Source organism: Nocardioides sp. WJ219 (assembly GCF_058559815.1).
In genome coordinates this window covers 213,116-236,923 of record NZ_JBZUJV010000009.1, presented here as the reverse complement: position 1 = coordinate 236,923, position 23,808 = coordinate 213,116, and the positions used below count along the sequence as shown (strand labels likewise).

Annotated in this window: 25 protein-coding genes; 8 read left to right on the top strand and 17 right to left on the bottom strand. The window is 72.8% G+C overall.

The window, feature by feature from the left end; translation table 11 throughout:
* The 3 genes from AC4MBH_RS19320 to moeZ form a co-directional block, all read right to left on the bottom strand.
* A complete protein-coding gene (locus AC4MBH_RS19320; RefSeq protein WP_491797025.1) occupies positions 1-303 on the bottom strand; it encodes an MGMT family protein in 303 nt (100 codons plus the stop codon).
* Positions 304-314: 11 nt separating this feature from the next.
* Positions 315-1,196, bottom strand: a complete 882-nt coding sequence (locus AC4MBH_RS19315; protein WP_491797024.1) for a hypothetical protein — start codon at positions 1,194-1,196, stop codon at positions 315-317.
* An 82-nt stretch (positions 1,197-1,278) separates the two neighbouring features.
* Positions 1,279-2,478 (bottom strand): adenylyltransferase/sulfurtransferase MoeZ, encoded by a 1,200-nt coding sequence (gene moeZ, locus AC4MBH_RS19310; RefSeq protein ID WP_491797023.1) that lies wholly within the window; start codon positions 2,476-2,478, stop codon positions 1,279-1,281.
* Between the two features lie 134 nt (positions 2,479-2,612).
* On the opposite strand from moeZ, the gene AC4MBH_RS19305 reads away from it, so the two are divergent.
* Both AC4MBH_RS19305 and AC4MBH_RS19300 read left to right on the top strand, forming a co-directional pair.
* Entirely contained in the window at positions 2,613-3,245 is a 633-nt protein-coding gene (locus tag AC4MBH_RS19305) for a TetR/AcrR family transcriptional regulator (protein WP_491797022.1), read from the top strand.
* A gap of 48 nt (positions 3,246-3,293) precedes the next feature.
* Positions 3,294-3,515 carry a DUF3107 domain-containing protein gene (locus AC4MBH_RS19300; protein WP_491797021.1) on the top strand — a complete coding sequence of 74 codons (222 nt, stop codon included), beginning with the start codon at positions 3,294-3,296 and terminating at the stop codon, positions 3,513-3,515.
* A 147-nt stretch (positions 3,516-3,662) separates the two neighbouring features.
* Here AC4MBH_RS19300 and AC4MBH_RS19295 read toward each other — a convergent pair whose 3' ends face one another.
* Positions 3,663-4,388: a ferritin-like fold-containing protein gene (locus tag AC4MBH_RS19295; protein WP_491797020.1), complete on the bottom strand. Its 726-nt coding sequence runs from the start codon at positions 4,386-4,388 to the stop codon at positions 3,663-3,665.
* A 157-nt stretch (positions 4,389-4,545) separates the two neighbouring features.
* On the opposite strand from AC4MBH_RS19295, the gene AC4MBH_RS19290 reads away from it, so the two are divergent.
* Positions 4,546-6,033 (top strand): DEAD/DEAH box helicase, encoded by a 1,488-nt coding sequence (locus tag AC4MBH_RS19290; protein ID WP_491797019.1) that lies wholly within the window; start codon positions 4,546-4,548, stop codon positions 6,031-6,033.
* Between the two features lie 27 nt (positions 6,034-6,060).
* Here AC4MBH_RS19290 and AC4MBH_RS19285 read toward each other — a convergent pair whose 3' ends face one another.
* On the bottom strand, positions 6,061-6,813 hold the full coding sequence (locus AC4MBH_RS19285; protein ID WP_491797018.1) for a L,D-transpeptidase: 753 nt from the start codon (positions 6,811-6,813) through the stop codon (positions 6,061-6,063).
* On the bottom strand, positions 6,810-7,598 hold the full coding sequence (locus AC4MBH_RS19280) for a ParA family protein (RefSeq protein ID WP_491797017.1): 789 nt from the start codon (positions 7,596-7,598) through the stop codon (positions 6,810-6,812). The genes AC4MBH_RS19285 and AC4MBH_RS19280 overlap by 4 nt, the downstream gene beginning before the upstream one ends.
* Positions 7,599-7,642: 44 nt before the next feature.
* On the opposite strand from AC4MBH_RS19280, the gene AC4MBH_RS19275 reads away from it, so the two are divergent.
* Complete coding sequence (locus tag AC4MBH_RS19275; protein WP_491797016.1) at positions 7,643-8,395, top strand: SDR family NAD(P)-dependent oxidoreductase; 753 nt, start codon at positions 7,643-7,645, stop codon at positions 8,393-8,395.
* Here the strand turns inward: AC4MBH_RS19275 and AC4MBH_RS19270 are convergent.
* From AC4MBH_RS19270 to AC4MBH_RS19220, 11 genes are all read right to left on the bottom strand, one after another.
* Positions 8,371-9,207 (bottom strand): PHP domain-containing protein, encoded by an 837-nt coding sequence (locus AC4MBH_RS19270; protein WP_491797015.1) that lies wholly within the window; start codon positions 9,205-9,207, stop codon positions 8,371-8,373. The two genes, AC4MBH_RS19275 and AC4MBH_RS19270, sit on opposite strands and share 25 nt — an antisense overlap.
* A gap of 21 nt (positions 9,208-9,228) precedes the next feature.
* Entirely contained in the window at positions 9,229-9,864 is a 636-nt protein-coding gene (locus AC4MBH_RS19265; RefSeq protein WP_491797014.1) for a DUF6758 family protein, read from the bottom strand.
* Positions 9,865-9,871: 7 nt separating this feature from the next.
* Positions 9,872-10,429: a histidine phosphatase family protein gene (locus tag AC4MBH_RS19260; protein WP_491797013.1), complete on the bottom strand. Its 558-nt coding sequence runs from the start codon at positions 10,427-10,429 to the stop codon at positions 9,872-9,874.
* A 17-nt stretch (positions 10,430-10,446) separates the two neighbouring features.
* Positions 10,447-10,980 carry a MaoC family dehydratase gene (locus AC4MBH_RS19255; protein ID WP_491797012.1) on the bottom strand — a complete coding sequence of 178 codons (534 nt, stop codon included), beginning with the start codon at positions 10,978-10,980 and terminating at the stop codon, positions 10,447-10,449.
* An 89-nt stretch (positions 10,981-11,069) separates the two neighbouring features.
* On the bottom strand, positions 11,070-11,243 hold the full coding sequence (locus AC4MBH_RS19250) for a DUF5302 domain-containing protein (protein ID WP_491797011.1): 174 nt from the start codon (positions 11,241-11,243) through the stop codon (positions 11,070-11,072).
* A 44-nt stretch (positions 11,244-11,287) separates the two neighbouring features.
* Entirely contained in the window at positions 11,288-12,373 is a 1,086-nt protein-coding gene (locus tag AC4MBH_RS19245; RefSeq protein ID WP_491797010.1) for a glycosyltransferase family protein, read from the bottom strand.
* A gap of 23 nt (positions 12,374-12,396) precedes the next feature.
* Positions 12,397-13,443: a hypothetical protein gene (locus AC4MBH_RS19240; RefSeq protein ID WP_491797009.1), complete on the bottom strand. Its 1,047-nt coding sequence runs from the start codon at positions 13,441-13,443 to the stop codon at positions 12,397-12,399.
* 12 nt (positions 13,444-13,455) lie between these two features.
* The gene (locus tag AC4MBH_RS19235; protein ID WP_491797008.1) at positions 13,456-14,529 is read right to left on the bottom strand and encodes a DUF2332 domain-containing protein; all 1,074 of its coding nucleotides are present in this window, start codon (positions 14,527-14,529) and stop codon (positions 13,456-13,458) included.
* Between the two features lie 13 nt (positions 14,530-14,542).
* Complete coding sequence (locus AC4MBH_RS19230) at positions 14,543-15,742, bottom strand: acyl-CoA dehydrogenase family protein (RefSeq protein WP_491797007.1); 1,200 nt, start codon at positions 15,740-15,742, stop codon at positions 14,543-14,545.
* 153 nt (positions 15,743-15,895) lie between these two features.
* Positions 15,896-17,782: an alkaline phosphatase family protein gene (locus tag AC4MBH_RS19225; RefSeq protein ID WP_491797006.1), complete on the bottom strand. Its 1,887-nt coding sequence runs from the start codon at positions 17,780-17,782 to the stop codon at positions 15,896-15,898.
* A gap of 138 nt (positions 17,783-17,920) precedes the next feature.
* Entirely contained in the window at positions 17,921-19,177 is a 1,257-nt protein-coding gene (locus tag AC4MBH_RS19220; RefSeq protein WP_491797005.1) for a hypothetical protein, read from the bottom strand.
* A 142-nt stretch (positions 19,178-19,319) separates the two neighbouring features.
* On the opposite strand from AC4MBH_RS19220, the gene AC4MBH_RS19215 reads away from it, so the two are divergent.
* Genes AC4MBH_RS19215 through AC4MBH_RS19200 form a run of 4 tightly spaced genes read left to right on the top strand, consistent with a single transcriptional unit; the run spans position 19,320 to position 23,805 of the window.
* Positions 19,320-20,912 (top strand): LicD family protein, encoded by a 1,593-nt coding sequence (locus AC4MBH_RS19215; RefSeq protein WP_491797004.1) that lies wholly within the window; start codon positions 19,320-19,322, stop codon positions 20,910-20,912.
* Positions 20,903-21,136 (top strand): DUF6752 domain-containing protein, encoded by a 234-nt coding sequence (locus AC4MBH_RS19210; RefSeq protein ID WP_491797003.1) that lies wholly within the window; start codon positions 20,903-20,905, stop codon positions 21,134-21,136. Before AC4MBH_RS19215 ends, AC4MBH_RS19210 begins: the two co-directional genes overlap by 10 nt.
* A gap of 40 nt (positions 21,137-21,176) precedes the next feature.
* Positions 21,177-22,292, top strand: coding sequence for a hypothetical protein (locus AC4MBH_RS19205; RefSeq protein WP_491797002.1), 1,116 nt, complete (start codon positions 21,177-21,179; stop codon positions 22,290-22,292).
* A 37-nt stretch (positions 22,293-22,329) separates the two neighbouring features.
* Positions 22,330-23,805: a phospholipase D-like domain-containing protein gene (locus AC4MBH_RS19200; protein WP_491797001.1), complete on the top strand. Its 1,476-nt coding sequence runs from the start codon at positions 22,330-22,332 to the stop codon at positions 23,803-23,805.
* Positions 23,806-23,808: the final 3 nt, after the last annotated feature.

Below are 23,808 nucleotides of genomic sequence, written 5' to 3'. Positions count from 1 at the left end.
TCAGCGCGGCTGCCAGAAGGCCGCCGCGATGTCGACGGCCGTGCCCGACCGGCGCAGCGGCGTGCCCTCCTCGAGGTAGCACTGGCGGGCCTCGTCCTGGTGGCTCGGCGGCAGCGACCCGTCGGCCCGCACGACGCGCCACCAGGGCACGGGCGCGCCGTGCCGGGCCATCACGTTGCCGACCAGCCGCGGGCCGCTGCCGACCACGTCGGCGATCGCGCCGTACGTCGTGACGCGTCCGCGGGGGACGGCCTCGACGAGGGTGAGCACCCGCTCGACGAAGTCCTCGTCAGCGGTCACCATGGCGCGCCAGGTTAGAGGATCGGGTCGAAGGGCTCCGTGCCCCGGGTGAGCTCGAGGCCCGCGATGCCCGAGTGGGCCTGGGCGTAGGCGAGCTCGCGCTGCAGGTCGCCGATGTTGTTCGACAGCGGCAGCGGCGCCAGGCCGAGGGTCGACAGCGTGCCGACCGCCTTGCCGTCACCGGAGACGAACGCCGAGCCGGAGTCGCCGGGGACGCCGGGCGTCACCGTGTAGAGCGGGTGGCTCCACCCGCCGTCGGCCGCGCTGTCGCCGAGGCTGATGCCGGTCTTGGGCGAGAGCGGGGTCAGTCCGGCGCGCAGGCTGGAGTTGCCGTAGGAGTAGACGCGGTCGCCGGCGGCGGTGCCGTCGGAGTCGATGCCCGTCGGGCCGCCCCAGAACGGGATGCTCGGGTTGACCTTGGCGACGTCGCCGGCGCTCACCCGGACCAGCGCGAAGTCGTTGAAGGCGCAGGCGTTGGCGTCGGTCTCACCGTTGGCGCGCATCGTGCGCCACGAGCTGTAGGCCAGGGTGCCGGTGCCGAGCTGGGTGCCTTCCGACAGCAGCGAGCCGCCCTTGCGGAAGGTCACCGTGGTGCCGAGCGGGACCGACTCGTTGAGGCAGCCGTCGGTGTCGGTCGCCTCACCGAGGCCGGCGCAGTGCGCCGCGTAGCCGACGTACACGCCGCCCGCGGCGTCGGTGAACACGAAGTTGCCGGTGCACTGGGCGCCCTGGGTGTACATCTGCACGCCGGGCGTGATAGTGGCGCTGGCCGCCGGCGCGAACGTGGTGACCCGGGTCGGGGCCGCGGTGCTGCTGGGTGCGGCCCCGACGAGGGTGGTGCCGAGGGCGACGACGGTGCTGGCCGCGACGGCGGAGAGCTTGGTGGACAGGCGCATCTGCAGTGTTCCTCCCGGACAGGTGACTGTGACGGAAGGAACAACGGACCCGGCTGCGGGAGGTTACGCCCCGGTAACGGTCTCAGTACGTCGGCTGGCTGGGGTCGACCTGGTTGACCCAGGCCACCACGCCGCCGCCGACGTGCACGGCGTCGGCGTAGCCGGCGCCCTTGACGATGGCCAGGGTCTCCGCGGAGCGCACGCCCGACTTGCAGTGCATGACGACCTGCTTGTCCGAGGGGAGCTTCTCCAGGGCGGAGCCGTTGAGGAAGTCGCCCTTGGGGATCAGCACCGAGCCGGGGATCCGGTTGATCTCGAACTCGTTGGGCTCACGGACGTCGACGAGCACGAAGTCGCGGGTGCCCTCCTCGCGCTCCTTGAGCATGTGCTCGAGCTGGGTCACCGAGATGGTGGAGCCGGCGGCGGCGTCGGCAGCCTCGTCGGAGATCGCACCGCAGAAGGCGTCGTAGTCGATCAGGCCGGTGACGGTGGGGTTGTCGCCGCACAGGGCGCAGCTCGGGTCCTTGCGCACCTTGAGCTTGCGCCACTCCAGCTCGAGGGCGTCGTAGATGACCAGCTTGCCGACGGCGGGGTCGCCGATGCCGGTGAGGACCTTGATCGCCTCGTTGACCTGGATCGAGCCGATGCTCGCGCACAGGACGCCGAGCACGCCGCCCTCGGCGCAGCTGGGCACCATGCCCGGCGGCGGGGGCTCGGGGTAGAGGCAGCGGTAGCAGGGCGCGTCGGGCCCGGAGTGCGGCCAGAAGACCGACGCCTGGCCGTCGAAGCGGTAGATGGAACCCCAGACGTAGGGGATCCCCAGGAAGTACGCCGCGTCGTTGACCATGTAGCGGGTCGCGAAGTTGTCGGTGCCGTCGACGATGAGGTCGTAGCCCTCGAAGACAGCCATGACGTTGTCGTTGTCGAGGCGCTCCTCGTGCAGCACCACGTCGACGTAGGGGTTGGCCTCGAGGATCGACTCCTTGGCCGAGACCGCCTTGGACTTCCCGATGTCGGACTGGGTGTGGATGATCTGGCGCTGCAGGTTGGACTCGTCGACCTCGTCGAACTCGGCGATCCCGAGGGTGCCGACGCCGGCCGCGGCGAGGTAGAGCAGGGCGGGGCTGCCGAGGCCGCCGGCGCCGATCACGAGGACCTTGGCGTTCTTCAGCCGCTTCTGCCCCGTCATGCCCACGTCGGGGATGATCAGGTGGCGGCTGTAGCGGCGTACCTCGTCGATGGTCAGCTCGTCGGCCGGCTCGACCAGCGCGGGAAGGCTCACGGTTGCAACTCCTCTGGTGGTGACACGGTGGTGCGGACCTGGGGAACGCGCCTCGTCCCGTCCATTGTTCCCGCCCCGCCCGCGCGGCGACCGGGCGACGTCCCGTCATCCGGACCCCGAGTAGTGTTCGGCCCGTGGCGACCACACCCCCTGACGTCGACGGCGCACGCCCTCGCGGCGGCCGGCTCCCCCGGCGCGAACGCCGGGTCCAGCTGCTCGAGTCCGCGCTCGAGGTCTTCGTCGCCTCCGGCTACCACGCCGCGGCGATGGACGACATCGCCGACCGCGCCGGGGTCTCCAAGCCGGTCCTCTACCAGCACTTCCCGGGCAAGCTCGAGCTCTACCTCGCGCTGCTCGACGCCACCTGCGACGCGATGATCGAGAACTGCCGCGTCGCCCTGGAGTCGACCCACGACAACAAGCAGCGCGTCGCGGCCGCGATGGGCGCGTTCTACGACTACGTCGGCAGCGACACCGGCGCGTTCCGCCTGGTCTTCGAGTCCGACCTGACCAACGAGCCCGCCGTGCGCCAGCACCTGGAGCGGGTCACCGCCGAGTGCGCCTCGATGATCGCCGCCGTCATCCACGACGACACCGGCCTGCCCGACCCCGCCTCCCGCCTGCTCGCCGTCTCCCTGGTGGGAATGGCGCAGGTGAGCGCGCGGTTCTGGCTCGCGGAGGCCGGCGGCATGGACCGCGAGCAGGCCGTCGCGCTCGTCTCGGGCCTGGCCTGGCGCGGCATCCGCGGCTACCCCCTCACCGACTGACCCAGCCCGCACGTCCCACCCGCAGCACCGACCAGAAGGAGCCTGACCGTGGAGGTCAAGATCGGCGTCCAGCACTCCCCCCGTGAGCTCACCGTCGACACCGACGAGACGCCCGAGGCGGTCGAGAGGCTCGTCGCCGACGCCGTCGCCGGCGAGGGCGTCGTCACGCTGACCGACAGCAAGGGCCGCAAGGTGATCGTCCCCGCCGCCAAGATCGCCTACGTCGAGATCGGCGGCGGCGTCGCCGGCACCGTGGGGTTCCGCAGCTAGCAGCCTGGGACCGTCGGCGGGATTCCCCGGTGCACCGGGGAAACCCGCGCTCCGGGGCCGGAACTCCGCCCCCGAACCGCCAGTCCTGCCCGCGAAGCCCCGGCCGGCCGCGCACGTAGCGACGGCCCGAGCCTGCGGGCGCGGGGCCTACGAGTCCAGCCCCAGCTCGCTCATCCGCTCGGCGTGCCGCTCGGTGAGCCGGGTGAACATCCGTCCCAGTGCGGCCAGGTCGAGGCCGGGGCGGTCGACGCCGCCGCTGAGCAGGGCGGTGAGCGAGTCGCGGTCGGCGGCGACGCGCTGGGCCTGGGTGAGGGCCTCCCCCATCAGCCGGCGTCCCCAGAGCGCGAGGCGGCCACCGACCTTGGGGTCGGCGGCGATCATCCCCCGGACGCGGTCGACGACGAACGCGCCGTGGCCGGCGTCGTCGTCCATCGAGGAGACGACGAGGTCGCGGGTGGTGGGGTCGAGGAAGGCGGCGATCTCGCGGTAGAAGTCGTTGGCGAGCCCGTCGCCGACGTAGGCCTTGACCAGCCCCTCGGGCCAGTCGGCGGGGGCGGTGTGGCGGTGGAAGCTGTCGATCGCGACCCGGAACGGCGCCATCGACTCGAACGGGTCGCCGCCGAGCGCCCGGACCCGGTCGTGCAGCGCGGCGACCTTGCCGAGCTCGGTGGCCGCCATCGTGGCCAGCGCCAGCTTGTCCTCCAGGCTGGGCGCCAGCGTGGCGTCCTCGGCCAGCCGCTCGAACGCCGAGATCTCGCCGTAGGCGATGACGCCGAGGAGGTCGACCACGGCGGCGCGGTAGCCGGGGTCGTCGCCGAACAGTCCCGTCTCGCCGGCGTCGGCGGTGGGATCGGGCGCGGCGGATTCAGCCATGCACGCACCCTATCGATAGACTGGCGCCACGAGTGGGCCTCGCCGGCCGTCTGCCGGCTCCCTGCGCCGCTCGCGAATGTGCGCGGTTGGCCCGCCTCCGAGTCACCAACACCTGCCGGGTCGGCCGCACAGCCATGACCGACCTGAAAGCAGAACATTGACCACCTTCCGTGAGCTCGGGGTCCTCCCCGAGATCTGCGACGCGCTCGAGCGCGCCGGCATCACCACCCCGTTCGCCATCCAGGAGATGACCCTCTCGGTCGCCCTGCTCGGCACCGACCTGATCGGCCAGGCCCGCACCGGCACCGGCAAGACCCTCGCCTTCGGCATCCCGGTGCTGCAGCGCAGCATCACCATGAAGGACCCGGCGTACGCCGACCTGCCCCAGGGCAAGCCGCAGGCCCTGATCGTCGCCCCGACCCGCGAGCTCGCGCTGCAGGTCTCCAACGACCTGCACCTGGCCAGCAAGGACCTCGGCCTGCGCGTCCTCACCGTCTACGGCGGCGTCGGCTACGACACCCAGCTCGACACGCTCCAGAGCGGCGTCGACATCGTCGTCGGTACGCCGGGCCGGCTGATCGACCTGGCCAACCGCCGTTCGCTCGACCTGTCCCACGTGCACGCCGTCGTGCTCGACGAGGCCGACGAGATGCTCGACCTGGGCTTCCTGCCCGACGTCCAGCGGCTGCTGAGCATGACGCCCGAGACCCGCCAGACGATGCTGTTCTCGGCGACCATGCCCGCGGCGATCGTCGCGCTGGCCCGCACCCACATGCGGCACCCGATGAACATCCGCGCCGAGTCGTCCTACGACACCACCATGGTCCCGGCCACGGCGCAGTTCATCTACCAGGCCCACGACCTCGACAAGCCCGAGATCATCGGCCGCGTCCTGCAGGCCGAGGACGCCGACAAGATCATCGTCTTCACCCGCACCAAGCGGCAGTCGCAGCGCATCGCCGACGACCTCGCCGAGCGCGGGTTCAGCGCGTCACCGCTGCACGGCGACATGGCGCAGATCGCCCGCGAGAAGGCCCTGGCCAAGTTCCGCGAGAACAAGATCCGGGTGCTCGTCGCCACCGACGTCGCCGCGCGCGGCATCGACGTCGCCGGGGTCTCGCACGTCATCAACTACACCTGCCCCGAGGACGACAAGACCTACGTCCACCGGATCGGCCGCACCGGCCGCGCCGGCGCCACCGGCACCGCGATCACCTTCGTCGACTGGGCCGACCTGCACCGGTGGAAGATGATCAACAAGACGCTCGACCTGCCCTTCGACGAGCCGCAGGAGACGTACTCGACGTCCGAGCACCTCTACCACGACCAGGGCATCCCGCCGGGCACCAAGGGCCGCATCGTCGACCCCGCGCCGGTCGAGCGGGCGCCGCGCGAGCAGCGCGAGTCCCGCGAGCGCAAGCCGCGCGAGCGCAGTGACCGGTCGCGGTCGCGCACCCGGAGCGGCGCCACCGTCGCGGCGCCGGGCTCGGCCGACACCGACGCCCCGATCACCGCCGGCGAGCCCCAGGAGCGCACCGCGTCGAGCACCAGCGGCAACCGCAACCGCCGGCGTCGTCGCCGCTCGGGCGGTTCCGGTGGCGGCAGCGCCGAGGGCACCAGCACCGCGGCGCCCACCGACGCCTGAGGGACGACGACTGGTCGTCGTGGTCTCTCAGACCACGACGACGGTCGACCCCAGCGGGGCGAAGGCCCAGAGGGCCTTGGCGTCGGCCGTGGTCTGCCGGATGCAGCCGTGCGACTGCGGCGTGCCCAGCTGGGACTTGGTCTGCACCTTCTCGCCGTCGTCGACGGGGATGGTGTGGAACCCGATCGCGGCACCCGTCGGGCCCTGGGTGAAGCGGACGAACCACCTCATCGTCCCGGAGTCGTCGATGCCGGTGGCGTCCTCGGAGCGGGAGTAGACCTGGTAGGTGCCGGGGTCGAGGTTGTCGGTGAGGCTGCCCGAGACCAGGTAGGTGCGCTTGACCACGCCGGCCTCGCCCACCAGCCAGACCCGCTGGTCGGTCTCGCTGAACACCACCCGCTTGCCCTCGCCGGAGTCCTCCGGCACGGGCAGGACCGCGGGCAGGGACGGCGACTCGGTCCCGCTCTCGGACTCGCTCTCGGACTCGGGCGCGACCTCCGGCTCAGGCGTGAGCTCGGGGCGGGGGTCGGACGACGGCGGTGCAGCCGTCGGCGGTGCAGCCGTCGGCGGTGCGGTCTCGGGCCGGTCGACGACCTGCGTCAGGTCGGCGGCGACGGTCGTCTCGCGGGGGCCCTGGTCGTCGGCGGCCGACGGGGACGGCAGCACCCCGACCCCGCCGAGCAGGGCGATCGCGGTGGTGGTCAGGGAGACGCCGAGCACCGCGAACCGCCCGTAGCGGGGCTGGTAGCGCGGCGGCGGGTGCCCGCGGTGCCGGCTCATGCCGACCGCCCTGCCCGGGCGACCAGGTTGGTCGCCACCTCGCGGTAGGCGGCCGCGCCCTTGCTGCTGCGGCTGGTCGCCATGATCGACCGGCCGGCGGCCGGGGCCTCGGCGAACCTGATCGTCTTGGGGATCGGCGGCTCCACGACCTCGAGGTCGTAGGTCTCCGAGATCGTCTCCAGCACGGTGCGCGCGTGGGTCGTGCGCCCGTCGTACAGCGTCGGCAGCACGCCCCACACGGCGAGGTCGCGGTTGGTGAAGCGGCGTACGTCGTGGACCGTGTCGAGCAGCTGGCCGACCCCGCGGTGCGACAGCGTCTCGCACTGCAGCGGGATCAGGACGCCGTCGGCGGCGGTGAGCGCAGCGACGGTCAGCACCCCCAGCGACGGCGGGCAGTCGAGCAGGACCCAGTCGTGGTGGACGTCCTTGGCCGCGAGGTCCTCGAGCATGCCGCGCAGCACGTGCTCGCGGCCGGTCCTGGTGAGCAGGTCGGCCTCGGCCCGGGCCAGCTCGATCGTCGCGGGCATCAGCGAGACACCGTCGTCGGTCTCGACGATCACCTCGGTGGGGTCGAGTCCCTGGGTGAGCACCTGGTGCACCGAGAGCTCGAGGTCCTCGGGGTCGATGCCGAGGGAGAACGTCAGGCAGGCCTGCGGGTCGAGGTCGACGAGCAGCACGGAGAGACCCTGCTCGGCCAGCGCGACACCGATCGAGGCGACGCTGGTCGTCTTGGCGACGCCGCCCTTCTGGTTGGCGATCGCGAGGGTCGTGCGGCGGGGGCTCATCGGGGCCCATCATGCCGGACGGAAGGGGGTGCTTGGATGCCGACATGCCCACTTCCCTCGTCACCGGCGCCACCGCCGGCATCGGTCACGCGTTCGCCGTCCACCTCGCCCGCCGCGGGCACGACCTGGTGCTCGTCGCTCGCGACGGCGCGCGCCTGGACACCGTCGCGACCGACCTCCGCACCGCCCACGGCGTCGAGGTCGAGACGCTGGTGGCCGACCTCGTCGTGCCGTCCCAGCTCGCGCTCGTCGAGGACCGGCTGCGCGACACCGCCCGGCCCGTCGACCTGCTCGTCAACAACGCCGGCTTCGGGTTGAAGAAGCGCTTCCTCGACAACCCCGTCGAGGACGAGGTGGCGATGCTCGACGTGCTGGTGACCACGGTGCTGCGGCTCAGCCACGCGGCGCTCGGTCCGATGACCGCGCGCGGCAGCGGCGGTGTCATCAACGTCTCCAGCGTGGCGGCGTTCCTCCCGCGCGGCACGTACGCCGCCGCCAAGGCGTGGGTCAACAGCTTCAGCGAGTGGGCGGCCCACGAGTACCGCAAGGACGGCGTGACGGTGATGGCGCTCTGTCCGGGGTTCACCAAGACCGAGTTCCACGAGCGGATGGAGGTCAAGCGCGGCGACGGCCTGATGTGGCTCGACGTCGACTTCCTCGTCGACAAGGCGCTCCAGGACTTCGACAAGGGGCGGGTCTACTCCATCCCCGGCGCCCACTACCGGGCCATCGTCGGCCTGACCAAGGTCATCCCGTCGCGGGCGCTGCAGGCCTACCAGTCGATCGGGCGCAAGTAGGCACGCTCGAGCAGGCGCTCGTACTCCTCGGGCGCGGTGGTGTGGCAGCCCAACGGGTGGTCGACCTTGCCGAGCCCGTGGTGGTCGCTCGACCCGGTGACCACCAGGTCGAGGTCGCGGGCGATGCCGCGCAGCTCGTCGCGGACGTCGGGCCGCTCGTGGTCGCGGTGGTCGACCTCGACACCCGCCAGCCCGGCCCGCGCCAGGGCGGCGAGGTCGTCGGCCCCGAGGACGGCCCGGCTCTGCCGGCCCCACGGGTGGGCGATGACGGAGACGCCGCCGGCCTCGCGCACCAGCCCGATGACGTCGGTCAGCGGCGCGGCGTAGCGGTCGACGTAGCCCGGACGACCGGGGTCCAGCCACTCCTCGAAGGCCTGCTCGCGCGTCGCGACGACCCGCTTGGCGATGAGGGCGTCGGCGACGTGGGGGCGGCCGGGCACCGTGCCGCCGACGTCGGCGAGGTCGATGTCGACGCCGGCGTCCCGCAACGCGGCGACCATCGCCGGGAGGCGGGAGTCACGACCGTCGCGCACCCGGGCCAGCTCGGCGGCCAGGCCGGGGTGGGTGGGGTCGAACAGGTAGGCGAGCAGGTGCACGCCGCGGCCGCGGCGTCCGGTGCTGACCTCCATCCCGCGCACCAGCCCGATGCCGACGGCCTCGGCCGTCGCGGCCGCCTCGTCCCAGCCCGCCGTCGTGTCGTGGTCGGTGATCCCGAGGACGTCGAGGCCGGCCTCGGCGGCAGCCGCGACCAGCTCCGCAGGGGTCTGGGTGCCGTCGCTGACCCGGCTGTGGGTGTGCAGGTCGATCCTCATCGAGCCCCACTGTAGGGAGCGTCACCAGGCGGGGGCGGGGCCCCCGAACGGCAGCTCGACCAGGTGCGGGCCCGACTGCGAGGTGTCGCGCAGGATCCAGTCGTCGCGGAGCAGCAGCATCGCCGACGCCGGTCGCAGCACCAGCCAGAGCCACCGGCCCTCGGCCTCGCCCACGACGACGGAGCGGTCCCACTCGGCCGTGGCGGCGCTCGTCGACACCGGCCAGAGCGGCACCACCTGCCGCCCGGCCCGCACCCGCACGCTCGGCGGCCCGTCGCCGATCTCGGCGCCGGGGTCGATGCTCGTGGTGCCGGCGATGCGGGCACCCAGGCCGGTGCCGGCCTCCTCGGTCACCACGATCACGTCGACCGGGCCGTCGAGCTCGCTCGACCCGCTGGTGCACGTCATCGTGGCCCGGGCCCGCTCCGGGGTCGAGCCGACGGCGGCGAAGTCGCTGACCATCCAGCCCGGGCTCAGCGGCCACGGCAGGTAGGTGGGGACGACGCCGGCGCGGCGCAGGTGGTCGGCGAAGGCGTCGTACGTCGCCACGGCCGGGCGCCACAGCGGCTCGATCTCAGCGTGCTCCACGCACACCCAGCCGACCTCGGTCTCGCTCACCGGAGCCGCGCACCGGGGACAGCCGACCGAGAGGGACACGAGGGCCTCAGCAGTTCCAGCGGAGCACGACCGGCTGGTCGCGCTCGAGGCCGAGCACCGAGACGGTGGCGGTGTCGAGGCGCCACAGCCGCCCCTCCGAGGCCGGCAGCCCGACCCAGCGCGCCGCGAGCGCCCGCAGGGCGTGCCCGTGCCCGAAGGCCAGCACGGGCCCCTCGGCGGCCCGGGCGCGGTCGATGACCCGGTCGAGCCGCGCGGCGACGTCGTCGGCGGTCTCGCCGCCCGGGGTCGGGTGGGTCCACACCGACCAGTCGGGATCGGTGCGGCGGATCTCCTCGGTGGTGATGCCCTCGTAGTCGCCGTAGGCCCACTCGACGAGGTCCTCCTCGACGGTGGCGTCGGGGAAACCGGCGAGCTCGGCGGTGCATCGGGCCCGCCGGCGTGGGCTGGTCAGCACCAGCGCCGGGTGGAGGTCGGCCAACCGCGGGGCGAGCGCGCGGGCGTCGTCCTCGCTCTCGGGCAGCAGCGGGAGGTCGGTGACCGAGGTGTGCCGACCGGCACGGCTCCACTCCGTCGGACCGTGCCGCACCAGCCAGAACTCGCTCACCGCTGCACCGTACCGGGTCAGGACGGGTCGGGGCCGGGCCAGGACTTGTCGGGCTGCGGCACCGGGCGGCCGGGCTGCTCGCCGCCGCGGGCCACGAGGTAGCTGTCCTTGGGCACCATCACCTTGCGGCGGAAGATGCACACGACCTTGCCGTCCTGGTTGTAGCCGATCGTCTCGACGTGCACGACGCCGCGGTCGTCCTTGGAGGTGGACTCCCTCTTGTCCAGGACCCGGGTCTCGCCGTAGAGCGTGTCACCGTGGAAGGTCGGCGCGACGTGGCGCAGCGACTCGACCTCCAGGTTGGCGATCGCCTTGCCGGAGATGTCGGGCACCGACATGCCGAGCAGGATCGAGTAGACGTAGTTGCCGACCACGACGTTCTTGCCGAACTGCGTGGTCTCGCCGGCGTAGTGGGCGTCGAGGTGCAGGGGGTGGTGGTTCATGGTGAGCAGGCAGAAGAGGTGGTCGTCGTACTCGGTGACCGTCTTGCCGGGCCAGTGCTTGTAGGTCGCACCGACCTCGAACTCCTCATAGCTTCGACCGAACTGCACTGCTGCTCCCGGGGACTCGACGCGGTGGACGCCGATCATCCTCCCAGCCGCGGGGCCGGGCCTCGCAGGGTGTCCGGGTCAGGGCCGGGTCAGGACCCGCCGCCACCGGCCTTGCGGCGGTGCACCTTCGGCCCGGCGCCGCCGACGACCTCGGGGCCGTGGGCCTTCTCGTCGACGGGGCCGTCCTCGTGGACGCCCTTCTCCTTGGTGTTCTTGCGATCGAGCGCCTCGCGCATCTTGGCCTTCAGGTCCTCGTTCGTCATGTCCTCCACCCTGTCAGGCCCCGGCGCGTACGTCGACCGGGTTGTCAGGCGCCGGCGCCGGCGCCGGCACCGGACGCGAGGAGCTGCGCCGCAGGCCCCGCGGGCACGCCCGTCGCGTCGAGCGCGGCGCGGAGCACGTCGACCCCACCGACCGGGTGGTCGAGCGCGAGCGAGTCGCGCGACTGCGGCCGTGCGGCCTCGAGGAGGGCGACGAGGCTCCGGACGTCGTCGGGGGGCACCACGCCCGGCACGTGCCGGCCGGCGTCGGCGTCGACCTCCTCCAGGAGCCCGAGGTCGTCGAGGGTGTCGAAGTCCTCTGCCGTCGTCCGCTCGTAGAGCCGGCGCAGGTAGTGCTCGCGGACCTCGTCGCTCACGTCCATCGACACCAGGCTCCGGATGGCGTTGACCACCGGGATCTTGTCGACGCGGTAGACCGCGCGCGAGCCGGACGTCGCCAGGGTGGAGAACTTGCGGACGAACTCCTCGACGGTCGGCGCGTCGTAGTGGAGGACGGCGAGCCCGGGGGTCGGCAGCACCTTGAGGACCTTGGCGTGCCGGTTCTTGACGGCGTGCAGGCCGATGCGGACGTCGGCGCGCACCCGCACCCCCACCTTGCCGCGCACGTGGCCGTGGAAGTACGACTTGTTGTTAGGCTTCTCGACCAGGCCGAGCGCTCGCAGGAGCACCAGCTCGGGTCGCTCGAGCGGCCGCTTGAAGTGCGTCGGCTCGCCGCTCGGCCACGCCATCCGCGCCACCGCCTCGAGCGGCTTCATCCGGAACGCCCGCTGGCGTGCCGGCAGGGCGGCGACGACGTCGCGGTCGAGCAGGGCCACCTCGTCACCGTCGATGTGCACGAGCCACTCCGCCCACTCGAACGGGGCCAGCAGGACCCGCGCCAGGTTGGCGTTGGTGCGTTGACGGACGTTGAGGTCGGTGGGCCGGTCGGGCCACCAGTCGCCGCCGGTGCGGACGTGGGTGACCGCCGGGTGCTCGTCGAGCACGGCCTCGGCCTCGGCGCCGGTGTCCTCGGTGAACACGACGAGGTGGTCGACGCCGTTGGCCAGGTTGCGCGAGACGAACCGGCGCACGTTGGCCGCCGAGTCCTTGACGGTGCTGACCGCGATGATCATGTGCAGACCCTATGCAGGAGGGGTCAGGTGGCTCGCGCCCGCGCCCGTCGTACGGCGGCGAGCGCGGCGTCGGCCGCCGTCACGCTGCCCGGCAGCACCTGGTCGGGGTCGTCCCAGGCGTGCGGGTCGAGGTGCGGGACGTCGAGCTCGGCGAGGTCGCCCACCACGTCGAGACCACGGGCGCGCACCCAGTCCTGCCAGGCCTCGGTGCGGTGGGCGACCCAACCCTCGTGCCGGGGGTCCAGGCGCACCTTGACCGAGCTGCGCGGCGCGAGGCCACGTCCGACCACCACGTCGCGGACGACGTCGTGCAGCCGCCCGCCGCGCTCCGCGGCACCGCCGAGCTGCTCGTTGAGCGCGCGCAGGAACTGGGCCTCGGGCAGGCCGATGGAGTCGTTGGTCCTCCGCGCCTCGACCGGGGCCCAGGACGGGTCGACGCCGGCGACGGCGAGGAACCGGGTCCACAGCAGCGACCGGTCGCCGCCCTCGGGCGGCAGGGTGACGAGGTGGACCCGGGCGGGGTCGCCGACCGCGGCCAGCCAGCGGCCGAGGACGGCGTCCACCTCGAACGCGCGCAGCACCTTGAGCTCGCCGTTGCGGCCGCGCTCGAGGAAGTCGGCGAACCGCTCGGACCCCCCGTGCTTGAGGTTCTCCAGCCACGCCGAGACCAGCGCCCGCGCGAGGTCGCGGGCGGTGTAGACGACGTGCAGCTCGACCTCCCCGTCGCCACTGAGCTCGCGCACCGCCCGGGCGGCGGTCTCGTCGTCGGCGCGCACGAACGCCTCGTCGCTGATCCAGGTCAGCCCGTCGTGCGTGCGGGCGGCCGCGACGAGCCGGTCCCAGCGGCCGTCGGCGTACGCGCGACCGCGCCACAGGCGGATGCCGGTGAGGTCGAGCGCCGCGCGGAACATCAGCGTCGAGGGCCCTTCCTCGGCGGTGGCCTGCGGCACGAGGACGCCGTGCTCGAGCAGCCGCGCGTGGTTCTGCTGCATCCGGCTCTGCACGTAGGTGGTGCCGGACTTGGGGGCCCCGATGTGCAGCACCACCCGCCGTTGCCCCGTCGCCGTCATGATGGGTCCAGCCTAGGAGTCCGCTGACGCCGGCTGCCAGTCGACCGGCACGCCGTGCCCCCGCGAGCGGGCCAGGAAACGGCGCTCCCCGCCCGGCCACAACCGCAGCACCAGCCAGAAGACGTGGTCCTCGCCGGGCGCCCGCCGGCGGGGCTCGAGGCTGAGGTGGGCGAACGCACGACCCGCCGTGGCCGTGGCACCCAGCGCGGCGATCCGCGCCTCGACGTCGTCCTGCTCGGCCCGGTCGAGGTACTGCCACATCACGCTGTGCCACAGCACGGTCACCGTGCCGTCGGCGAGGTCGAGGCCGGCGACGAGCTCCCGCGCCGACTGCCGGCGTACGACGACCGGCGTCTCGGCCGCGAGCGCCAACGCCCCCCGCAGCCGCTCGTGGCGGGCGGGCATGTCGGGCCAGACGTACGCCGTCAGCGCCAGTCGACCCTGGGTGGTCGCCACGTCGACCGGCAGCACGTCGCTGCCGGTGCGCTCGACGACGGTCGGCCAGGGCGCGTCCCACGGGCCGGGCCCGGTCCACGCGCCGTCCAGTCGCACCGGCGACGCCGGGTCGCCGTGCTCTCGCCCGTAGCCGTCGACGTAGCGGAAGCGGTCGGCCAGCAGGTTGAGCCCACCCGACGACCCGACCTCGGCCAGCCGGACCGGCAGGCCGGTGTGCCGGGTGATCTCGAGCAGCCCGGCCACCAGCCCCGCCGACCGCCCGACCTCGTTGGTCTGCGGCGCCCGGTCGAGCCACTCCCGCACGGCCTCGGGCTCGCGCTCGACGAGGTCGCGGAACGCCGCCCAGGCGGCGTCGGGCTCCCACGCGCCGCCGACGCTCGGGTAGTACGCCGCCAGCGCCCCCGCCCGCCGCTCCAGCACCAAGCGGTGGACCGACCCCATCAGGCGCAGCGCCAGTCCGGAGGGCCCGGGCGCGTCCTCGTGCCCGGCGAGCACCGCGGTGAACGGCGCGGCCTCGGCTCCCCCGGCCGCCAGGGCGTCGGCGACCCGGGTGAGCAGGTCGGCGTACATCGGCGAGCCCAGGTGGGCGCAGCCCTCGGCCTGGGCGCGGAACGCGGCGTCGAGGTCCATGAGGACCAGGGTGTCAGCCCTTGAGCTTGTAGTCCTTGAGCAGGCTCCGCCCGATGATCATCTTCTGGATGTCGGCGGTGCCCTCGCCGATCAGCATGAACGCGGCCTCGCGGTAGAGACGCTCGATCTCGTACTCCTTGGAGTAGCCGTAGCCGCCGTGGATGCGGAAGGAGTCCTGGACGACCTCGTTGCAGTACTCCGCGGCCAGCATCTTGGCCATGCCGGCCTCGACGTCGTTGCGCTCGCCGCGGTCCTTGATCCGGGCGGCGCGGACCATCATCGCGTGGGCGGTCTCGACCTTGGTGGCCATCTCGGCCAGGCGGAAGAGGATCGCCTGGTGCTCGGCGATCGGCTTGCCGAAGGTCTCGCGCTGCTGGGCGTAGGCGATCGCGAGCTCGAAGGCCCGGTTGGCGATGCCGCACGCGCGGGCGGCGACGTTGACGCGGCCGACCTCGACGCCGTCCATCATCTGGTAGAAGCCCTTGCCGGGCTCGCCACCGAGGACCTGGCCGGCGCCGATCCGGTGACCCTCGAAGACGGCCTCGGTGGTGTCGACGCCCTTGTAGCCCATCTTGTCGATCTTGCCGGGGATCGTCAGACCGGGCGCGGTCTCGCCGAAGCCGGGCTCCTTCTCCACCAGGAACGTCGTCATGTTCTTGTAGACCGACTCCGCACCCTCGTCGGTCTTGACCAGGGTCGCGATCAGCGTGGAGGAGCCGCCGTTGGTCAGCCACATCTTCTGGCCGTCGATCGTGTAGTCGCCGTCGTCACCCCGGACGGCCTTGGTCTTGGTGGCCGCGACGTCGGAGCCCAGGCCGGGCTCGGACATCGAGAACGACCCGCGCACCTCGCCGGTCGCCATCCGCGGCAGGTACTTCTGCTTCTGCTCCTCGGTGCCGTGCCGCATCAGCATGTAGGCGACGATGAAGTGGGTGTTGATGACACCCGAGACGCTCATCCAGCCGCGCGCGATCTCCTCCACGCACAGGGCGTAGGTCAGCAGGGACTCGCCCAGGCCGTCGTACTCCTCGGGGATCATCAGGCCGAAGACGCCGAGCTCCTTGAGCCCGTCGACGATCTCATGCGGGTACTCGTCGGCGTGCTCCAGCTCGGTGGCGACCGGGATGATCTTCTCCTCGGTGAACTGCCGCACGGCCTTGAGGATCTGCTCCTGCTCCTCGGTCAGTCCGTCGGTCTCGCACAGGCGGCCCATCGGCGTCCCTCTCTGTGGGTTACTGCCCAGTAGTGTTGCCACACACGCTAGCCGCGCGGCTCCTCCCGTCCGTGCTCGTGGACGGTGAGATAGGTCACCGGGCGGTCGCGGCACCCACGACGGTAGCGACCCGTGCCGACGAGGACGTCGGGCTCAGCGCTTCCAGATCGAGAGGTTCTGCTTGGTGTTGACGCCGCTGCCCGGGACGCCCGGCAGCCGCAGGGCCGCGAGCGCGAGGTTGGCCACCGAGCCGACGAGCACCGCGCCACCGGCCCGGTAGCGGCCCTGGGCGCCACCGGGGTTGCGCCACGCGGGGTTGAGCCGGTAGATGTCCTGGCCCGCAGCCACGCCGGGGCCGGTGGCCATGATCGGCACCTGGTAGTTGGTGAACCGTGCCCGGTCGGCGTTGGTCTTCCCGGTGCCGCCCGACGTGCCGACGACGAGCACCAGCGTCTTGCCCACCAGCCGTGGGGTGCGAGCCGTCCGGACGGTACGACCGATCAGGCCGTCGGTCGCGCGGACGGCGTCGCGGTAGGCCTGGCTCTCGAACCCGTGCGCGATGCCGGCCAGCTCGGGCCCGCTGAGCTGGACGACCGACAGGGCCGGCGGCGTCGCCGACCTGAGGTCGCGGGTGAGCCAGCTGGTCGCCAGGGCATCGGAGGACGTCGCCCGCACCAGGCTCAGCTTGTTGGTCCCGTTGTCACGCCCGTAGGGGTCGCGACCGCCGGCCTCGGCCCACGTGCGCGTCAGCAGGGTGCTGCGCGGCTGCGAGGTGTAGAAGCCGGTGCGCATGCCCTGGTTGTGGGTCAGGTCGAAGACGCTGGAGACGTAGTGGCCGGCGGCGTCGTGCACGGTCGTGCCGGTGTCGGCGTCGGTGGCGACGCCGTGGCCCTGCGCGCTCAGCCCCACCGGGCGTCCGGTCAGGATGCTCGTCAGGTTGGGCAGCGGCAGCGGCGTCTCGGGGGCCGTGCGGGCGTTGAGGGTCGAGGCACCCTGCTTGCGCAGCCGGGTCAGCCACGGCACCTGGTCGACCGGGAGCCGGGCGGCCGAGGATCGGAGGCCGTCGACGGCGACGACGACCACGTGGCGGATCGGCGAGGTGCGCATGCGGCGCGTGGGGATGTGGGCGTTGGCGAGGATGAGCGGGTGGTCGCTGGCCTTGGCGACGCGGTCGTCCCGCAGCGCGGTGAACCCGGTGAACACGGCGGGCGCGGTGCCGAGGACCCAGTCGACGTTCATCGCCGGGGGCGGCTCGCAGGCGGAGGCGTCGGCGTACCCGCCGTTGGCCGCCCGGAGCGCCGGGACGCGCTGCAGCATCGGGCAGATGAACTTGCCGCGGTCGTTCATGTCACCGGTCAGGAACACCGGGACACCCGGGGCCTCGGAACGGAGACGGTTGATCAGCCGTGCCTGCCGACGGACGCCCTCGTCGCGGTACTTCTGCGCGTCGCCCTGCGTGTTGGCCGGGAGGTGGACGTTGGAGACCCACAGCAGCTGCTTGCTCGCGCGGTGGCGCAGGAGCACGTAGGGCATCTGGTAGGGCTGGCCCTTGAAGTAGGGCATGGTCAGGGTGCGCGCCTGCACCAGGTCGAACATGCCCTTGCGCCAGGTGATCGAGTTGTGGCCGGCGGGGTTGGCCAGCTGCCGGCCCGGGTAGAGGCCCCAGCCGCGCGAGTAGCGCCGGTTCCACATCACGCTCTGCTTCTCGTGCATCTCCTGGAAGCCGACGACGTCCAGGCCGACGTCGTCGATGACCGACTTGGTGAGGGTCATCCGCACGCTGGAGTCGGCGTACCTCTTGCGCGGCCCGCCGTCGTCGGTGTGGCCCGACCCGAGCAGGTTGAACGAGGCCAGCTGGAACACCGTCGTGCCCAGCGGCTGCCGCACCTTGCGCTGCTGCGGTGCCGCGCTGCTGCTGAGGTCGACCGTGCCGGACGACGGGTCGGCTCCGTTCGCGACAGGGCCTGCCGCCATCAGCCCGATGGTGGTCGCCAGGGCCGCGAACGCGGCCAGCGTGCGAGCCGCGGGGCGGGGGGTCAAGGCGAGCAAGGTCGGGCCTCTCAGGTCTGGGCGGGCCCCCGCAACCGCAGGGACTGCCGAAACTCCTGTGACAGGTGTGTCACGTGGTGCAGACGCATCGTAAGCCACCCGCGGCCGGGTGGCACCCGATCGACAGGATCACGCCGACGTCGGCCGATCGCGGCCACCCGCGGGGATCGCCGCGTCGACGGCCGCCGAGGCCAGCCGCACGGCGGCCTCCGTGGTCGCGGGTGCGGCGGCCCCCGCGAGCTCGCCCGTCAACGGCACCCCGCGCTCGCGGCACAGGAGGCGGGCGCCCTGCAGCAGCGCCACGGCCGCCTCGTGGACCTCCTGCTCGTCGACCTCGACCGGCCGGTCCCCGGGATCGAGGTCGGTGCCCGAGCCCAGCTCGGTCGGCAGCTCGGCCGGGTCGCCGACCAGCGTGGCGACCCCGGCGACCGAGTCGAGCGTGCGGGCGTTGAGACGGGTGGCGAGCCGCGCGGTGGCCTGGTCGAGCCGGGGGCGCGACTGGCGCTCCCGCAGCGGGAGCAGGTGCTCGTGGGTCAGCCGCCGCATCACCTTGCGGTAGTCGGCGGCGGGACGCTGACCGAGGGCGGAGTTGACCCGGACGAGCAGCTCGCTCGAGCCGTACCCGAGCTGCGGGTTGTCGAAGGCGACCTGCGTGGTCGTCCGCCCGGGGTCGACCCCCAGCAGCGAGCAGAACCGGTGCCACTGCACGTCGGCCGGCAGCCCGAGCTCGCGGGTCGGGACGGTGACCACGGAGAACCGCTCGCGCGGCACGGCCGTCGACCACGCGTCCACCATCCGCGGGATGCGCTGGGTGCGCAGGAACGGCCGGGCGGCCTCGTGGGGGCGCCCCTGCATCACGGCGCGGACACCGGTCGCGAAGTCGGGCCACGACGTGCGGTAGCCGTTGCGGGTCAGGCTCTGCCACTGCGACGGCAGGGCCCGGACCGCGTCGCGCACGGTCATCACGACGTGCACGTCGAGCCCGGTCGCGCTGTCCAGGATGGCGGCCACGCCGGCGGGCCGGGCGAAGCTGAGGAACTCCATCGACACCACCGCGCCGCGCATGCCCGGGGCGGAGGCCTCGCGTCGTACGTCGTCCATGAGCGCGACCCATCGGCGCGCCTCGTCCCACGCGGGCGGACCGTCGTCCGGCCCCACGCTCCTCGACCCGCCGGCCCCGACGGCCACGCCCGGGAGCGCGAGGACCTCACGGGTCGCCCGGACGACGTCACGCTGGGCCGGGACCCACCAACCCTCGCCCCGCAGCGTCGCGACGTTGGCCTGCAGCACGTTCTGCAGGTAGGTCGTGCCGGTCTTCATCGCCCCGATGTGCAGCACCAGGCGCGGCGTCTCCTGGCGCGGCTGCGCGGGAGGAGGGATCGACACCGGCCAAACCTAGCAACGCACGACGGGCCACCCGACCGAGGAGACGCGGCCGCCCCATGACGCGGACGCCCACCTATAGTGACGAACGGCCGGGAACCCGTGCGGCCGAGGAGAACAGGTGGCCGAGAGAGGGACGACGTAGATGGGGGCACCGTCCGCCGTGCTGTCGCGTGTCGTGGTCGACCAGGACGGCATCTCCTTCGCGACCACCACGGACGCGCCGGTCGACCTGGTCTTCGACGGACACTGGATCGGCTCGTTCTGGACGATCCGCGACACCACCGCCCGTGACGGACGCCGCACCTGGGCCTGGCCGCGGAGCCTGCGTCCGTACATCGACGGGCGCACCGAGCTCAGCCTCGTCCGGCACGGGAGCGACACCCCGCTGTGGCGCGACCAGGTGACGTTCGGCACCGGCACCGGGCGGATCGAGGTCGTCGACGTCAAGGGCAACCCGTTGAGCCTCGACAAGAGCCAACGGCTGGTCCGGATGTTCGGTTCGCGCACCCCCGAGCTGCTCGCGCCGCTGCTCGACACGACCGAACGGGTCGTCGCCGCGCTGCAGGACGCCGGGGCCGAGCCGTTCCTGGCCTACGGCACGCTGCTCGGAGCCGTGCGGGAGCGCAACTTCATCGGCCACGACTCCGACGTCGACCTCGGCTACGTCAGCCGGCGCGAGCACCCGGCCGACGTCATGCTCGAGTCGTTCGCCCTGCAGCGGAACCTCACCGCGCGCGGGTACTCCGTGACCCGCTACAGCGGCGCGGCGTTCAAGATCATCGTCACCGAGCCCGACGGGACGCTGCGCGGCCTCGACGTCTTCGCGGGGTTCTTCCGCGCCGGCGAGCTCTACCTGATGGGCGAGGTCGGCACGCCGTTCAGCCCCGACTGGGTCTTCCCGCTGGGCGAGGTCGAGCTCGCCGGCCGCACCTTCCCGGCCCCGGCGCAGCCCGAGCGCCTGCTCGAGGCGATGTACGGGCCCCACTGGCGGGTGCCGGACCCGGCCTTCAAGTTCCTCACCCCCCGCACCACCACCCGCCGGCTCAACGGCTGGTTCCGGGGGACGCGGCACCGGCGGGAGTCGGTCTGGGACCCCTACTGGGGCCAGCCCCGGGCCACCACCAAGGTCCCGGCCAGCGAGTTCGTCAAGTGGGTGCACCGGCGCGAGCCCGCCGGGACGACGCTGATCGACGTCGGCTGCGGCACCGGCGCCGACGTGATGTACGCCGCCAGGAGGGGCCGGCCGGCGTACGGGTTCGACTACGTGCCGCGGGCCTACGCCCCGCTCGCCGACCGCGCCGTCGAGCGCGCGATGCCGGCCACGTTCCTGCCCAGCAACCTGACCGAGCTGCGGTCGGTGCTGGCGACGACCGCGCGGCTGCGCAACGTGCCCGGTCCCAAGGTCATGACCGCGCGCCACGTCGTCGACGCGACCAGCGCCCTCGGCCGGCAGAACCTGCTGCGGATGGCGCGCACCGTCCTCGACGGCGGCGGACGGCTGTACGTCCAGGCGCTCGTGGCCCCCGACCCCTCCGGCCCGCGCACCGGGATCTCGCCCCTCGACGTCGACGCGTTCGTCGCCGAGGCCGAGCGCTACGGCGCCCGGCTGCGGATCCGTCGCGTCGGCAGCACCGACGACCGCCGACTGTCCTCGGCCGCACCGCCACCCACGGCCGACCCGGCCCTGCCCGACCCACCCGCCCACCTGTGCCGATTGGTGTTCCGATGGACCTGACCCCACGCCGACTGCTCGAGTCGCCCCAGCGCCTGCGCCGCCGTCTCGAGGTGCTGGAGGCCGAGGTGCAGGAGTGCCGCGAGCTCAACCTCCGGATCGCCGAGCTCGTCGACGCGGTCGCCGAGCTGCTCGTCCCCCTCAGCGAGAGCGACGACCCCCGCGTGGCCGAGATCATCGAGCGCTACCGGCTCGGCGTCAGCACCGAGGGACGTCCGCCCCGCTGACCATGACCAGGACCACCACGACGACCACGACGCCGCAGCCATGATCGGGCGCGCGTTCCTGCACATCGGCCAACCCAAGACCGGGACCACCTACCTGCAGGACATCGTCTGGCGCAACCGCGACACGCTGCTCCGAGACGGGCTCCTGCTGCCCGGCACCGGCCACCGGGACCACCTCTGGGCGGCGCTCGACGTGCAGGAGCGGCCGGGCCTCGCGGCGCGTCACGAACGAGCACCGGGCACCTGGGAGCGGTTGTGCCGCCAGCTCGACGACGCCCCCGGTGGCGACGCGTTGGTCACGCACGAGTTCCTGTGCGGCGCCACGACGGCCCAGGCCCGGGCCGCGGTCGAGCGCCTGCCCGCCCGCGAGGTGCACGTGATCGTCACCGCACGACACGCCGCCGGTCTGCTGGCGGCCGGCTGGCAGGAGATGGTCAAGAACGGCGGCACCCGCGACGTCCGGCAGGTGGCGGCCGCGCCCCCAGGCTCCGAGTTCAGCTGGCAGACCTGGGACCTCGGTGGCGTCCTCGAGCGCTGGGGGGCCGCGGTTCCGCCCGAGCGCCTGCACGTCCTCCCGGTCCCCGGCCGCAGTGCCCGACCCGACGCGCACTGGCACGCCTTCGCCTCCGTGCTGGGTCTCGACGGCGACTACGACCTGCCGGAGCACTCCGCCAACCCCTCGCTGGGCCCGGTCGAGGTCGAGCTGCTGCGTCGCGTCAACCACCACCTCGACGGCTTCCGGACCCCGTTCGACCGGGGCGAGTGGATCCGGGGCTACCTCGCCGAGCGCAAGCTCCGCGCGCAGACCGCCGAGCGCTTCGGGCTGCCGCCCGACCTGCTCGACGACTGCCGTTCACGCAGCCTCCGGGCGGTCCGGATCATCGAGGAGCGCGGGCACCCGGTGGTCGGCGACCTCGGCTCGCTGCTCGTCCCCGACGACCTCACGCAGGGCCGCGAGCCCTCGTCGGTCGCCGACGCCGAGCTGGTCGACGCCGCCGCCCGCCTGGTGGCGGCGCTGCTCGCAGACGTCCGCGAGCTGAGCGACCGGGACCAGCCCGGTGCCGACGACGGCACCGCGGCGCCCGGACTGCTCCACCGCGCCGCCCGGCGCTGGCGCGCCGGGAGGGCCAGCGGGAGCGGCGATTCGGATCGATGATCCACGGTGCGAGCCGGTGCCGGGTTATCGTCGTCCGGTGACCCACCGTCTGACCTGGACGCGCCCTCCGCGCCGCGTGCCCCACCGCCACGCCGCGACTGCCGCCGTCGTCGCGACCACCCTGTGGGTGAGCCTGCTCGCGGTGGCGACGCCTGCTCCCGGGGCCACCGCTGCGGGCCCCGCGGCGTCGGCGACGAGCACCAGCGCCGTCGCCGACGGTGTGCGTCAGGGCAAGGACCGCCAGGGACGCGACGGCAAGCGCCGGGCCGGTTGGCGCCCCGCGCCGGGCGCGAGCTTCAACGTGCCCCGCAGCTCCACCTCGGCCATGTTCCGCAACGAGCGCCGGGTCGTCGACGCCATCAACCACGCCCGCCGCGGGTCGATGATCAAGATGGTGATGTTCTCCTTCGACCGCAGTCCGGTCTCCGACGCCCTGATCCGCGCCTACAACCAGCGCAACGTCACCGTCCAGGTCATCGTCAACGGCCACGAGATGCCCGGCGCGCAGCAGGACCTGCGCCGCGTGCTCGGCCCCCGCTACAAGAAGCGCAAGTGGAAGAGCTCCAAGCGCCGGCTGAGCTTCCACTACCAGTGCGTCTCGGCCTGTCGCGGGCACTTCGACGTCCAGCACAGCAAGTTCGTGCTCTTCAGCCAGACGGGCGAGATCAAGAACGCCGTGATGCTCGGGTCGCTGAACATGAAGGCCAACGGCGCCGTCAACCAGTTCAACGACCTGCTCACCATCAACAGGTCCGCCCCGCTCTACTCCTCGCTGGCGGCCACGTTCCAGCAGATGAAGCGCGACAAGGTCCTGGCCAACCCCCTCAAGCACGAGCGGTTCGGCAAGTACGAGCTCTGGACGCTCCCGTTCGCGCGGATGCAGGGTGCGACCAAGCGGACCGAGTGGCGCCCGCGGCGCGACCCGATCATGCGCATCCTCCAGGGGGTGCGGTGCACGGGCGCTCGCACCGACACCGGCCGCACCATCATCCGGGTCAACATGCACGCCTGGGACGGCGCCCGCGGGCACCTGCTCGCCCAGCGGTTCCGCGAGCTCTACGCCCAGGGGTGCGACGTCCGGCTCATGGTCGGGTTCGCCGGTCGCAAGGTGAGGGAGACCTTCGCCAACCGGACCGGTCGCGGCTACGTCCCGATCCGGAGCACCGGTTACGACACCGACGGCGACTACGAGATCGACCTCTACAGCCACACCAAGATCCTCCTGATCAACGGCAACCACACCGGCAAGCGTGACCGCAAGCTCGTGGTCACCGGGTCGAGCAACTTCCAGGACGGCGGCCAGTACGGCGACGAGCTCGTCCTCAAGGTCGACAGCGCCGGCCTCTACCGCCAGTACGCCGACAACTGGGGCTACGTCAACAGCAACCACACCCACGGCTTCGCCTTCGGGGGCAGCTCGCGCCAGATGACGGCCAACGGGCGTGTCGTGATCACCAAGCCCTTCCTCTACGACGGCCTCGGCATCGACAGCGAGGAGTGGCGCGACCAGTGACCG

Bases quoted from the DNA above. Each gene is read 5' to 3' on its own strand.
- AC4MBH_RS19210 (WP_491797003.1), top strand. From the start codon at position 20,903: ATGGACCTGACCCCACGCCGACTGCTCGAGTCGCCCCAGCGCCTGCGC.
- AC4MBH_RS19315 (WP_491797024.1), bottom strand. From the start codon at position 1,196: ATGCGCCTGTCCACCAAGCTCTCCGCCGTCGCGGCCAGCACCGTCGTC.
- AC4MBH_RS19320 (WP_491797025.1), bottom strand. From the start codon at position 303: ATGGTGACCGCTGACGAGGACTTCGTCGAGCGGGTGCTCACCCTCGTC.
- AC4MBH_RS19270 (WP_491797015.1), bottom strand. From the start codon at position 9,207: ATGAGGATCGACCTGCACACCCACAGCCGGGTCAGCGACGGCACCCAG.
- AC4MBH_RS19230 (WP_491797007.1), bottom strand. From the start codon at position 15,742: ATGGGCCGCCTGTGCGAGACCGACGGACTGACCGAGGAGCAGGAGCAG.
- AC4MBH_RS19205 (WP_491797002.1), top strand. From the start codon at position 21,177: ATGATCGGGCGCGCGTTCCTGCACATCGGCCAACCCAAGACCGGGACC.
- AC4MBH_RS19275 (WP_491797016.1), top strand. From the start codon at position 7,643: ATGCCCACTTCCCTCGTCACCGGCGCCACCGCCGGCATCGGTCACGCG.
- AC4MBH_RS19285 (WP_491797018.1), bottom strand. From the start codon at position 6,813: ATGAGCCGGCACCGCGGGCACCCGCCGCCGCGCTACCAGCCCCGCTAC.
- AC4MBH_RS19240 (WP_491797009.1), bottom strand. From the start codon at position 13,443: ATGACGGCGACGGGGCAACGGCGGGTGGTGCTGCACATCGGGGCCCCC.
- AC4MBH_RS19215 (WP_491797004.1), top strand. From the start codon at position 19,320: ATGGGGGCACCGTCCGCCGTGCTGTCGCGTGTCGTGGTCGACCAGGAC.
- AC4MBH_RS19280 (WP_491797017.1), bottom strand. From the start codon at position 7,598: ATGAGCCCCCGCCGCACGACCCTCGCGATCGCCAACCAGAAGGGCGGC.
- AC4MBH_RS19250 (WP_491797011.1), bottom strand. From the start codon at position 11,243: ATGACGAACGAGGACCTGAAGGCCAAGATGCGCGAGGCGCTCGATCGC.
- AC4MBH_RS19295 (WP_491797020.1), bottom strand. From the start codon at position 4,388: ATGGCTGAATCCGCCGCGCCCGATCCCACCGCCGACGCCGGCGAGACG.
- AC4MBH_RS19235 (WP_491797008.1), bottom strand. From the start codon at position 14,529: ATGGACCTCGACGCCGCGTTCCGCGCCCAGGCCGAGGGCTGCGCCCAC.
- AC4MBH_RS19245 (WP_491797010.1), bottom strand. From the start codon at position 12,373: ATGATCATCGCGGTCAGCACCGTCAAGGACTCGGCGGCCAACGTGCGC.